Here is a 12,342-nt window from a genome sequence, read left to right on the forward strand (position 1 = left end):
GCGACCCTAGCGGGCACCACGCACCCGGACCGGCACCGCCGCGTCCACCACCCCCACCAGCAGCCCCACGACCTGCCGCCGGCCCACCACGTGCACCTGCGACCATCCACCCGCCGCACCGCCCGCCGCCGCGACCAGCCCCGCACGCTGCGCCGCCCACCGCCGCCAGTGCCGCGCGAACGCCCGCGCCCGCACCCTCCGACCCCGCATCTCCTGCCCCGACAACGCCTCACCGCGCTCCACGTCGACCATCACCAGCACCGGACTCCACCCCGCCCGCCGCGCCAGGCACGCCCACCACCACCGCCGCACCCGCGACGTCGCCGGGTCGTGCACCACGAGCAGCTCCGTGCCGTCCCGCGGGCCACCCAGCACCGCCCGCACCACCCCCGCCAGGTGCCGCACGTGCACCACCGGCCGGTACACCGCGTACGGGACCCCGCGCGGCACCCGCCCCCGCAGGTCACGACGCGCCGTCTCGCTGTCCAGCACCCGCACCCGGGGTCGCAACCCCGCCACCCGGGCGAGCGCCGTGCTCTTGCCCGCACCCGGCACACCGCCCACCAGCACGAACGTCCCCGCCCCGGCGCCCCGCACCGTCGCACGCTCCCGCACCGCCACCGTCATCCCGCGCACCCACCCCTCTCCGCACCGATCCCCGTACCGAGCTCCGCACCGCCGACCGGCGGGGCGCCCAGCGTGCCAGGCCCGCATGAGCGCCAGATGAGACCGTCCTGCAGACCCCGCGCACGGTCCAGCCCGGTGGCACGATGCGAGACATGGCCCGCACCACCCTCCTCGGCACCGACCTGCCCCTCGTCGCCGCCCCCATGGCCGGAGGCGCCACCACGCTCGACCTCCTCGCCGCCACGACCGGCGCCGGCGCGTTCGCCTTCCTCGCCGGCGGCTACCAGGCCCCCGACACCCTCGCCGACCAGATCCACCGCGCCCACCAGCAGGCCCGCCCCTTCGGCGTCAACCTCTTCGTCCCCGCCACCGCGCCCGGCCCCGACCCCGCGGCGCTCGCGGCCTACGCGCGGCGGATCGCGCCGGACGCCGCGGCGCACGACGTCGACCTCGACGCCGCGCTCACGGCCGTCCCCGCGACCGACGACGACCACTGGGCCGCGAAGGTCGACCTGCTGCGCCGCGACCCCGTGCCCGTCGTGTCGTTCACGTTCGGGCCCCCGCCCGCGGCGGACGTCGCGGCCCTGCGCGCGGCGGGCTCCGTCGTCCTCGTCACCGTCACGACCCCGCAGGAGGCTCTCGCCGCCGAGGAGCTCGGTGCCGACGGCCTCGTCGTGCAGGGTCCGCGCGCGGGCGGGCACAGCGGTACGTGGGACCCGCGCCGGTCGGTCGCCGACGCAGAGACGGCCGACGCGGTCGCCGCCGTCGTCGCACGGACGCGGCTCCCGGTGGTCGCCGCCGGGGGAGTGGACGGCGCGGCCGCCGTCGCCCGGCTGCTGCGGGCCGGGGCGCAGACCGTCGCCGTCGGCACGCTGCTGCTGCGCACCGACGAGGCCGGCACCTCCCGCACCCACCGCGACGCTCTCGCCGACCCCCGGTACGCGACGACGGCGGTGACCCGCGCCTTCACGGGCCGCCCCGCCCGCGCGCTCGTCAACGGCTTCCTGACCCGGCACGACCCGTACGCCCCGGTCGCCTACCCGCAGGTGCACCACCTCACCCGTGAGCTGCGCCGCCGCGCGGCTGCCGCCGGAGACGCCGAGCGGCTGCACCTGTGGGCCGGGACCGGACACCGCAGCGCCGCCACCGGGCCCGCGGCCGACGTCGTCCGCGCCCTCGCCGCCGACCTGTGACGCCCGCGCGCGGCACCGCCGCGACCGCTCGCCGGTTCGCTACGTTGCCGTCATGAGCGCCGCCTGGGACCCGCCGACCGTGCTGCGCGCCGCCACCGAGTGGTCGTGGGTGCCGCCGGACGCGGAGTGCGTCGTCACCGACGTCACCCTCACCCGGTGGCCCGCGTGGGCGCACGGGCGCGTCGTGCTCACGGGGCTCGCGTCGGCCCGCGCGCCCCAGGACGTCCTGCGGGACGCCGTCGAGCAGGCGCGGGCCTGGGGCAGCGACACCCTCGGAGTCTGGGTCTCGGCCAGCAGCACCCCCGACCTCACCGACCTGCTGCTCGGCCGCGGCGCCCGGCTCGAGGACACCGTGGACGTCCTCGCCCGCGGCCTCGGGCCAGGCCTCCCGCCGACGCCGGAGCGCGACGGGCGCCTCGTCGTGCGGCGGGTGACCGACGTGGACGGGCTGCGCGACGCCGACCGCGTCGACACCGCGGTGTGGGACCAGCAGCCCCTGGACGACGACCGGCTCGCCGACGCCGCGCGCACGCTGCTCGCGGCCGACAGCCGGGAGATCCGTGTCGTGGCGTACCAGGACGGCGAGCCCGTGGCGTCCGCCGGCGTCACGCTCGCGGCGGCACCACGACCCGAGCTGGGCACCGTCGCCCGGCTGTGGGGCGCCGGCACCGTGCCCGACCGCCGCGGTCGCGGCGCCTACCGCGCGGTGCTGGAGGAACGCCTGCGCCTGTCGGTCGCCGCGGGCGCGTCGCTCGCCCTCGTCAAGGGCCGGGTCAGCACCTCCGCCCGGCTCCTGCGCCGGGCGGGGTTCGAGCGGTACGGCGAGGAGCGCTACTACCGGCTCACGCTCTGACACGTGCACCGACGCGTGCTGACGGGAGCATCGACGATCAACGCTCGACGAGGAGGACGGACGTGACAGGACCTTCGACAGGACGCTTCGACGGCCGCGTGGCGCTGGTCACGGGCGGCGCGCACGGGATCGGTGCGGCCGCGGTGCGACGCCTGCACGCGGAGGGCGCCACCGTCGTGGTCGCCGACCTCGACGAGGACGCGGCGCGGCGCACCGTCGACGACCTGCCCGACGGCGCGGCGTCCGCCTCGGCCGTCGCGTGCGACATCACGGACACGGCGTCGGTGGACGCCGCCGTGGCGGCGAGCCTGGAGCGGCACGGCCGGCTCGACGTGCTCGTCGGCGTGGCGGGCGGCACCAGCGTGCACCCGGGACTCCTGGACGGCATGGACGACGCCACCTGGGCGGCCGGTGTCGACCTCAACCTGGCCGGGCCGGCCCGCTGCGTCCGGGCCGCGGCCCCGCACCTGGAGCGCGGGGGATCGATCGTGCTGGTCGGCTCCGTGAACGGCCTGCAGGCCTTCGGGGACGAGGACTACTCGGCCGCGAAGGCCGGGCTCGTGTCGCTCGCGCAGAACCTCGCGGTGCGCCTCGGCAGCAGGGGAGTGCGGATCAACGTCGTCGCGCCCGGCACCGTCCGCACCCGCTCGTGGGACCAGAGGTCCGACCCCGACCGGCTCGCGGCCCTGTACCCGCTCGGCCGCATCGGGGAGCCCGAGGACGTCGCCGCCGCGATCGCGTTCCTCGCCTCCGACGACGCCGCCTGGATCACCGGTGTCACGCTGCCCGTCGACGGCGGCATCCTCGTCGGCCCGCTCGCGCGGTTCGAGAGCCTCGGGGGCGGGGGAGACCGCCGCCCTGATGTCACCGATCGGTGACATCTCCCGAGATGTTGCTCAGCGTTCACATCGCGCCGGATGTCGGCGTCCGTCGACATCTCGTCACGGACGGCGCGCCGGCGGGGGAGGGGAGCCCGTGATCCTCGCCAGCCGTCCCGTCGCCGGGCACTGGCGGGCGCGCCCGGGGCAACAGAGCCAGGAAATCCGCTGCCGGCAGGCGGGGTCATCCGAGACAATCCACCATGCTCACCCTGGAAGAGATCTTTCCGCCGTTCGCCCTGCGGATCGCCTGCGGGCCGGTGGAGCTTCGCGTCCTGCGCGACGACGACCTGCCCGAGCTCGTCGAGCTGGTCCGCGGTGGCATCGAGGACCCCGACCTGCCCATGCCGTTCCTCCTGGACTGGCACGCACAGCCGTTCTCCCTCGGCGCGCCGCACGGGTTCCCGACCACGTCGCTGGCGTGGTGGTGGACCCAACGAGCGACGTTCGCGCCCGGCGAGTGGCGCCTCGCCCTGGCGGTCCGTCGCGACGGAGGGCTCGTCGGCATGCAGGACCTGCACGCCAGGGGACTCGCGGAGACCGGGGTCGTCGCCACCGGCTCGTGGCTGGGGCGAGCGCACCAGGGGATCGGCACCGGCACGCTGATGCGCCAGCTCGCCGTCGGGTTCGCGTTCGACGAGCTCGGGGCGAGCAGGTGCGAGTCGGGGTACGTCGTGGGGAATCACGCCTCGGCGGCCGTCAGCCGCAAGGTCGGGTACTCGGACAACGGCCTGCACCGGATCGTGCAGCGCACCCGGCAGGGTGTCGCCGGGGTCGACGAGCAACGCGTCGTCGTGACGCCGGCGACGTTCGTCCGTCCGAGCGACGACATCGCGGTCGAGGGCGCCGACGCGCTGCGCCGTTTCCTGGGCATCGATCGGGGTCTCGAGGACGTCTCACCCGTCAACCGATAATGCACATTATGTCATTACGCGATCAGGGAGCGCCTGGGAGCCCCTCCCTCGACGCGGTACCGCAAGGTCTCGAGACGGGCGTCGTCGCGCGGTCGCGCACTGTCGCCTGGCGCCCCCGCGCTGCATTCCTGCAGGGACGCGCGTCGTCAGCCGTGCTGGCTCGACGATGCCGTCGCACGACAGGACGCCGCCGCACGAATGTCGCCTCACGAATCTGGTGACGACGACCGTCCGTGCCGCCTGACGCCGATGTCGCAGCAACGTGTCGCACGACGTGTCACCACGTGGCCGCCGTCGGCGTGCGCAGAAACCCGCGCACGCCTGATCTCGCCGCGCCCGGGCCCCGTCTGAGCCTCGTACGACCCGGGTCGGCCCCGCGGCCTTCGCCCGGTCCCCCGTGGGCAGTCGCCCACCGAGGTCGCGAGGCCGCCCGTCCGGCACGACTCGACGGACCGGACGGCGGGCGGCGAGCTCCGGACGACGCCTCGCCATCCGCGCCGGCTCGCGATAGGCTGATTCGGACATACGTGACAAACCATTGTGTATGACACAACACAGTGGTCTCGGACGAACGGCCGCGAGCCCGCTCGCTCCTGGCGTCATGACCTCGGTTACCGGGTCTCCGCGCACGAGTCCGCGCCCCCGGGGCGCTGTCGGACCGCGTGACTACCGTGGACGACATGGCCACTCCCCCCGGCGGGCTCGCCTTCTGCGTCTTCCCCACCACGATCGGGCACTGCGCCCTCGTGTGGCGCGAGCCGGGCGTCGTCGTGGGCTCCGCCCTCCCCCACGGCTCGCCGCAGGACACTCGCGACGCCGTCGTGGCGTGGTACCCGTCCGCCCGCGAGGCTGCCCCTGACGCCGCGATCAGCGCCGCCGTGGACGGTGTCACGACCCTGCTCGAGACCGGGGCGGGCGACCTGTCCGGGATCGACCTCGATCTCGCCACCGTCCCGGAGTTCGACCGCCGCGTGTACGAGGTGGTGCGCGCCATCCCGGCCGGGGCCACCCTCAGCTACGGCGACGTGGCCACCCGGCTCGGAGCACCCGGCGCGGCGCAGGCGGTGGGCCAGGCCCTCGGTCGCAACCCGTTCCCGCCGATCGTGCCGTGCCACCGGGTGCTCGCCGCGGGCCGTCAGGTCGGCGGGTTCTCCGCGCGCGGCGGACGGCGGACCAAGCTGCGCATGCTGGAGGTCGAGGGCGTGCACCTCGAGCACCCGACCCTCTTCGAGCTCTGAGCCCTTCCCTCCCCCGCGACGGTCAGGAGAGCCTCCCCATCCGGCTGGTGGGGACGCCGGGCTCCACGTCCTCCCCGAACGCCCCGTCGCAGAACGCGGCCAGCTCGCGGAGCTTGGCGGTGGGCCGCCCGCCCTTGGGCGTCACGAGCACCAGCGCGTTCGCGGGCAGGTCGTCGGCGATCGGCCGGTAGACCACGGGCATCCCCTCGTACGTCAGGTCCCCGTACGGCCGCCCCATGATGATCGTGTAGCCGAGGCCGCGCGCGACCAGCGAGCGGATCGTCTCGACGTTGGTGCTGCGCCAGCGGACGCGCGGCGTCATGCCTGCGACGCGCAGGATCTCCTCGACGTGGTCGCTCGCCGGGCGCATCGCCAGGAGCACCGCGTCCTCGTCGCGGAGGGCCGCGAGCGGCACGGCGTCGTACGCCGCGAGCGGGTGCGCGGCCGCGAGCGCCAGCTGCAGCCGTACGGCGGCGAGGCGGCGCGTCTCCAGGGGTGTGCTCACGTGGTTCTCGTACAGGAGGGCGGCGTCGAGCCGTCCTTCTGCGAGCTGGTCCTGGAGCTCGGCCGAGCCGCCCTCGACGAGCTGGAGGTCGACGTCGGGGAAGGACCGGTCGAAGTGCTCGGCGAGGGGCGGGAAGAGCCAGGGGGACAGCGTGGTGAACAGGCCGAGGCGCAGCGCTCCGGTGAGGCCGCCCCGCGTGGCGGCCGCGACCTTCCGGATCTCCTGCAGGCTCTCGGCGATCTCCCGCGCGTGCTCGTACACGTCCCTGCCAGCGGCGGTGACCTGGACCCCTCGCCCTCGGGTGCGGATCGCCACCTGGACGCCGAGCGAGGCCTCGAGCTGGGTGATGGCGAGCGAGACGGCGCCGGGCGACACGATGAGCGCCCTGGCGGCCTCGGTGATCGAGCCGTGGTCCACCACGGCGCTGAACATCTCGAGCTGACGGACGGACATCTCGACACCCATGTGAGCAAGGTTAAACAACAACGTCAATTACTTGTCATTGCTTTGACAGCGGGCCGGAGGGCAGGCTCGTCCGCGTCCGCCACCGCCGGCGGGCACGGATCGCGAGGACCGCGCTCCGACAGTCCGCCCAGGGAGTTCAAGGATGAGCGCCACCACCTCTCGACAGCCCACCGGGACCGGCCCGAGCGAATCGCTCCGGACCCCGCAGATGCGGCGCATCCTCGCGTCGAGCTTCCTCGGGAGCGCGATCGAGTTCTACGACTTCATGCTGTACGCGAGCGCCTCGGCGATCGTCTTCGGCCAGGTGTTCTTCGCCGGCCTGGACCCGGCGCTGGCGACCGTCGCGTCGTTCGGGACGCTCGCCGCGGGGTATGTCGCCCGGCCTCTCGGCGGGATCGTCTTCGGCCACTTCGGCGACCGTCTCGGCCGCAAGGGCGTGCTGGTCACGACGATGCTCCTGATGGGCACCGCGACCGCTCTCATCGGGGTGCTCCCCGGGTACGCGCAGATCGGTGTCGCCGCACCGTTCCTGCTCGTGGCGCTGCGCCTGGTCCAGGGGTTCGCGGTGGGCGGCGAGTGGGGCGGGGCGATGCTCATCGCCCTCGAGCACGCGCCCGGCGGGAAGCGGGGCTTCGCGGCCTCGTTCGCGAACCTCGGCGCGCCCGCGGGGTCGGTCCTCTCGGCGGGGATGCTCGGCCTGTTCACCCTCCTGCCGGAGGACCAGTTCCTCGCCTGGGGCTGGCGGGTGCCCTTCCTGCTGAGCGTCGTCCTCGTGCTCATCGGCCTGTTCGTGCGCCTCAAGGTGGTGGAGAGCCCGCTGTTCCTCCGCTTCGACCAGGAGGCGGAGGACCGCCGGGTGCCGCTGGTGCAGGTGCTGACGAGGTCGCCGTGGGTGCTGGTGCTGGGCCTGCTGGTCGCCATGTCGCAGCTGACGATCTCCGGGATGGCCAGCGTCTGGGGCCTGAGCTACGCGACGGCGCACGGCGCGGACCCGACGTTCGCGCTCAACGCCAAGGTGCTCTCGGCGGTGGCGCTGTTCGTCTGCACGGTCCTGTCGGCGCGGCTCAGCGACCGGTTCGGCCGGCGCCCGGTGATCGCGGTCGGCATCGTCGCCGCGGCCCTGTTCGCCTACCCGCTCGTGATGCTCGTGGCGACGGGGGACAACGTCAGCTTCGCGGTCGCCGTGGTGGGCGGCCAGGCGATCCAGGGCGTCATCCTCGGCCCGCTGGCGGCGTTCCTGGCCGAGCTGTTCCCGACGTCGGTGCGCTTCACCGGCTCGTCGCTCGCGTTCCAGGGCGCGTCGGCGATCGGCGCCGGCTTCACCCCGATCATCGCGGGGGCGCTCGCATCGTCCGCCGGCGGGCTCCCCCTGCTCGCCGGCGTCTGGATCGCCGTGCTGGCCGTGTGCGCGGGCGCCCTGCTGCTCGCCCCTGAAGGAAGCAAGCGCGACCTGTCGGCCATCGACGCGGCCGCCGGAAAGTGAGGACGAGAATGACCCGCTCCCCCGAGCTCCCCGAGCCCTACGACGTGGACGTCGTCATCGTCGGCGGCGGGCCCGTCGGCCTGCTGGTGGCGGCCGACCTGGACTCCCGCGGCGTCTCGACGGTCGTCGTCGAGGACCGCCCCTTCCTGGAGCCGCCGAACGTCAAGTGCAACCACGTCTCCGCCCGCACGATGGAGGCGTTCCGCCGCCTGGGGCTCGCCGACGCCGTCCGCTCCGCGGGCCTGCCCGCCGACCACCCGCAGGACGTGGCGTTCCGCACCAGCGCGACCGGGATCGAGTTCGGGCGGATCGAGATCCCGTCGGCGGCCGCCCGGCGCCGGGGCGACGGAACCGGCCCCGACACGACGTGGGAGACGGCCGAGCCCCCGCACCGGGTCAACCAGCGCTACCTGGAGCCGATCCTCGAGCGTCACGTCGCCGCGCTCCCCCACGTTGACCTGCGCAACGACACGCGCTGCACGGGCGTGGCCCAGGACGACGACGGCGTGACGGCGACGCTCCGGGGCCCGAACGGCGGGACGGAGGTCACCGTGCGCGCGCGCTACCTCGTCGGGGCCGACGGCGGCCGCTCCCTCGTGCGCAAGTCCATCGGGGCGCGCCTGCACGGCGACCCGGTGCTCCAGCACGTCCAGTCGACGTGCGTCCGCGTCCCCGGGCTGGCGGACCAGGTCGACGCCGACCCGGCGTGGGGGGTGTACGTCTTCAACCCTCGCCGGCAGGGGCACGTCTACGCGATCGACGGGCGGGACGTCTTCCTCGTGCACACGTACCTGACCCCCGAGGAGGCAGCAGACGACTCCGTCGACCGCGACCGCGCCGTCCGCGACATCCTCGGGCTGGGCGACGACGTCGCGTACGAGGTCCTCTCGAAGGAGGACTGGGTCGCCCGCCGCCTCGTCGCGGACACCTTCCGCGACCGTCGCGTGTTCCTCGCCGGGGACGCCGCACACCTGTGGGTGCCGTACGGCGGGTACGGCATGAACGCCGGGATCGCCGACGGGCTCAACCTGGCGTGGCTCCTCGGCGCCGTCGTGACCGGGTGGGCCGACGACGCGGTCCTCGACGCCTACGCGGCCGAGCGGCAGCCGATCACCGACCAGGTGTCGCGCCTCGCCATGGGGCACCTGCGCAAGATCGGCGCCACCGACCTCCCGGCCCACCTCGAGTCCGACGACGCCGCGGGCGAGGCCGCGCGCCGCGAGCTCGGCGAGCTGGCGTACCGCCTGAACGTCCAGCAGTTCGCCGCCGCAGGGCTCAACTTCGGGTACTCCTACACCGGGTCCCCGATCATCGTCCCCGACGGTGACGCGCCCGACTACACGATGGGCAGCTACACCCCCTCGACCGTCCCGGGCTGCCGCCTGCCGCACGTCTGGCTGGGCGACGGCGTCTCCCTCTACGACCGGCTCGGCCCCTGGTACACGCTCGTCGTGGCAGGGCGCACCGGCGCGCCCGACGCCGGGTGGGACCACTGGGTGGCCGCCGCCCGGTCCGCCGGGCTGCCGATCGAGCTGGTGGTCGTGCCCGACGACCTCGTGCCCGCGTCGTACGTCACGCGCTACGCCATCGCACGCCAGGACCAGCACGTCGCCTGGCGCGGCGACGTGCTGCCCGACGACCCCTCGGCGCTCGCGGCCCTGCTCGGCGCCGTGCGGGCACGCGCGGCGGTCGCCGCCTGACGGTCGTGTCGGTGCGCCCGCCTAGCCTGTCCCCGTGGTCGCCCCTCCCCGCCTGAACCGCCTCACCGTGGCCGCGGCCGCCGACCGCTACCTCGCATCGGTGCAGGTGGAGAGCGTGCGCGGAGTCCTGTCCCCTGCCACGGCGCGCAGCTACGAGCGGGACGTGCGGGAGTTCGCGGCCCTGGTCGGCGACGACCGCGTGCTCGACGACGTGACCGGCGAGGACGTCGACGACGCGCTCGTGCGCTACCAGGCGAGCCCCGACGGGCGGTACAGCGACCCGGGACGCAAGGGCGCACCCGGGCGGTCGGTCGCCACGGTCAACCGGTTCCGGCAGTCGGTGAGCCGGTTCTTCGCGCATGCGGCCCGGCAGTGCTGGGTCCAGGCGGACCCGATGCAGTGGGCGGCGCCCCCCGCCCGTTCGCGGGGCCGCCTGCGGGTGGAGCGGACGGCGTTGTCGGCGTCGGCGGCGGGCGCGCTGCTGCAGGCGTCCGCGGTGGCCGACGCCCCCGCGGCCACCGCGGGGGCCGGGGCACGCGCCGCACGGTCGGACCAGGCGCTGGCGCTGCGCGACCGCCTGGTCGTCGCGCTGCTCCTGGTCCTCGGTCCGCGCGTCTCGGAGCTGGCCCGCGCCGACGTCGCGGACTTCACGCGCGAGCCCGAGGAGACGCGGTGGCGGATCGTCGGCAAGGGCGGGTCGATCCGCACGGTCGCGCTCTCCGCACCCCTGGCGGCGGCGCTCGAGGAGTACCTGACCGAGCTGCGGCCCCGGCTCGCCGCCCGGCGGCCCGACGACCCGGACGCGCAGCGTGCCCTGCTGCTCACCTGGCGCGGCCGCCGCGTCGACACGCAGGCGGTGCGCGCCCTGCTCGCGCGTGCCGTCGAGCGGATGCCCGCCCCCTACCGTCGGCCGGCGACCCCCCACGCGCTCCGGCACACCACCGCCACGCTCCTGGTGGCCGAGGGCTGGGACGTCAAGGTCGTCGCGGAGCTGCTCGGGCACCGGTCCATCGCCACCACCGGCGTGTACCTCGACCGGATCGAGGGCGAGCTCGCTGCGGCCATCCGGTCGCACCCGCTGTCGGCGGGCCTCGCCGCGCCCGCGACGACCGCGGCCGAGGCTCCGGCCACCCCGGCGGGTGACATCACCGACGTACCCGACAGTTCGGCGCGCGGTGGTGACGGGGCGTGGCTACCGTGAGCCTCGTGCCGCCTCGCTTCCCCCGTCTCCGCAAGCCCGTCCGTGTCCAGATCGACTGGCCCGCCCTGCGCCGGTACACGACCCGGGGCGCGGTGCTCGCCGCGGCGGTCCCGGTGGCTGCTGCCGCCACGGTGATGGGGCTCGAGCGCTTCCGTCGGCACCAGTACCCGCTCGACGAGCCGTTCCCCACGGCCCCGCCGTCGTCCACCGAGATCGAGGACACGACCGCGACGCTCTACACGTACGGCGCGGACCTCTACGACGCGATGCTCGAGGCGATCCGCGGTGCGCAGCGGGAGATCTTCCTGGAGACGTACATCTGGAAGGACGACGAGGTCGGCCGCCAGTTCAAGCAGGCCCTCGTGGAGGCGGCCGCCCGCGGCGTCGCGGTCTACGTCGTCTACGACGGCTTCGCGAACCTGGTGATCTCCCGGCGCTTCTACGACCTGCCGGGCGTGCGCGTGCTGCGCTTCCCCGCGATGCGTCCGGGGCTGCTGATGCTCGACGTCCGACGCTCGGGCCGCGACCACCGCAAGATCCTCGTCGTCGACGACGAGACGGCGTTCGTCGGCGGCTACAACATCGGTTCCCTCTACGCGACGCAGTGGCGGGACACGCACCTGCGCCTCACGGGCCCGTCCGCGTGGGAGCTGCGGAACGCGTTCGTCGACTTCTGGAACCGGTGGCGCGACCCCCGTCTGCCCGTCCTGCAGGACGTCGGCTCCCCCCTGTGGCTGCCCGAGCTGCGCGCGGCGCGGAACGCGCCCTCGGAGCTGGTCTTCCCCATCCGGGGCATCTACCTCGACGCGATCGACCGCGCCTGCTCGCACGTGTACATCACCCAGGCGTACTTCATCCCCGACGAGGACATCCAGGCAGGTCTCCTCGCGGCCGCGGCGCGCGGCGTCGACGTGCGGGTCCTCGTGCCGGAGCGGTCGAACCACGTGGTGGCCGACTGGCTCGCCCGCGGCCACTACTCGACGCTGCTGCGCGGCGGCGTGCGGATCTTCCTCTACCAGGGGGCGATGATCCACGCCAAGACCGCGACCATCGACGGGCGCTGGACCACGGTCGGCACCGCGAACATCGACCGGCTGAGCCTCACGGGCAACTACGAGATCAACCTCGAGGTCGTGGACGTCGGCCTCGCGGGGCAGCTCGAGGACGCGTTCCGCATGGACCAGTCGAACTCGCGCGAGCTGACCCGCGACGAGTGGCAGCGCCGGCACCCGCTGTCGAAGGTCGCCGAGCGGCTGATGTCGCCGCTGCGCCCCTTCCTCTGAGG

At 74.7% G+C, this 12,342-nt stretch carries 11 protein-coding genes; 9 read left to right on the top strand and 2 right to left on the bottom strand.

Annotated elements, in window-relative coordinates; all coding sequences use genetic code 11:
• Positions 1-6: 6 nt before the first annotated feature.
• Positions 7-627, bottom strand: coding sequence for an AAA family ATPase (locus tag ACFQ80_RS03095; protein WP_430562508.1), 621 nt, complete (start codon positions 625-627; stop codon positions 7-9).
• A 152-nt stretch (positions 628-779) separates the two neighbouring features.
• Between ACFQ80_RS03095 and ACFQ80_RS03100 the strand changes: the two genes are divergently transcribed.
• The 5 genes from ACFQ80_RS03100 to ACFQ80_RS03120 all read left to right on the top strand — a co-directional run bounded on the left by ACFQ80_RS03100 (position 780) and on the right by ACFQ80_RS03120 (position 5,703).
• Positions 780-1,820, top strand: coding sequence for a nitronate monooxygenase (locus tag ACFQ80_RS03100; RefSeq protein ID WP_430562509.1), 1,041 nt, complete (start codon positions 780-782; stop codon positions 1,818-1,820).
• Positions 1,821-1,872: 52 nt separating this feature from the next.
• Complete coding sequence (locus ACFQ80_RS03105) at positions 1,873-2,673, top strand: hypothetical protein (RefSeq protein WP_430562510.1); 801 nt, start codon at positions 1,873-1,875, stop codon at positions 2,671-2,673.
• Positions 2,674-2,735: 62 nt separating this feature from the next.
• On the top strand, positions 2,736-3,551 hold the full coding sequence (locus ACFQ80_RS03110) for an SDR family NAD(P)-dependent oxidoreductase (RefSeq protein WP_430562511.1): 816 nt from the start codon (positions 2,736-2,738) through the stop codon (positions 3,549-3,551).
• A 203-nt stretch (positions 3,552-3,754) separates the two neighbouring features.
• Entirely contained in the window at positions 3,755-4,465 is a 711-nt protein-coding gene (locus tag ACFQ80_RS03115; protein ID WP_430562512.1) for a GNAT family N-acetyltransferase, read from the top strand.
• A gap of 680 nt (positions 4,466-5,145) precedes the next feature.
• On the top strand, positions 5,146-5,703 hold the full coding sequence (locus ACFQ80_RS03120; RefSeq protein WP_430562513.1) for a methylated-DNA--[protein]-cysteine S-methyltransferase: 558 nt from the start codon (positions 5,146-5,148) through the stop codon (positions 5,701-5,703).
• A gap of 22 nt (positions 5,704-5,725) precedes the next feature.
• On the opposite strand, the gene ACFQ80_RS03125 is transcribed toward ACFQ80_RS03120, so the two are convergent.
• Positions 5,726-6,673, bottom strand: a complete 948-nt coding sequence (locus ACFQ80_RS03125; protein ID WP_430562514.1) for a LysR family transcriptional regulator — start codon at positions 6,671-6,673, stop codon at positions 5,726-5,728.
• A 142-nt stretch (positions 6,674-6,815) separates the two neighbouring features.
• Here ACFQ80_RS03125 and ACFQ80_RS03130 point away from each other — a divergent pair, with 142 nt between their 5' ends.
• The 4 genes from ACFQ80_RS03130 to ACFQ80_RS03145 are packed head-to-tail and all read left to right on the top strand — an operon-like array spanning position 6,816 to position 12,340.
• On the top strand, positions 6,816-8,156 hold the full coding sequence (locus ACFQ80_RS03130) for an MFS transporter (RefSeq protein ID WP_430551892.1): 1,341 nt from the start codon (positions 6,816-6,818) through the stop codon (positions 8,154-8,156).
• Between the two features lie 8 nt (positions 8,157-8,164).
• Positions 8,165-9,856 carry an FAD-dependent monooxygenase gene (locus tag ACFQ80_RS03135; RefSeq protein WP_430562515.1) on the top strand — a complete coding sequence of 564 codons (1,692 nt, stop codon included), beginning with the start codon at positions 8,165-8,167 and terminating at the stop codon, positions 9,854-9,856.
• A 34-nt stretch (positions 9,857-9,890) separates the two neighbouring features.
• Entirely contained in the window at positions 9,891-11,057 is a 1,167-nt protein-coding gene (locus ACFQ80_RS03140) for a tyrosine-type recombinase/integrase (protein ID WP_430562516.1), read from the top strand.
• A 5-nt stretch (positions 11,058-11,062) separates the two neighbouring features.
• Positions 11,063-12,340, top strand: coding sequence for a phosphatidylserine/phosphatidylglycerophosphate/cardiolipin synthase family protein (locus tag ACFQ80_RS03145; RefSeq protein WP_430562517.1), 1,278 nt, complete (start codon positions 11,063-11,065; stop codon positions 12,338-12,340).
• The last annotated feature ends 2 nt before the right edge of the window (positions 12,341-12,342 follow it).

The organism is Isoptericola sp. NPDC056578 (assembly GCF_042793275.1).
Taxonomy (GTDB): Bacteria; Actinomycetota; Actinomycetes; order Actinomycetales; family Cellulomonadaceae; genus Isoptericola.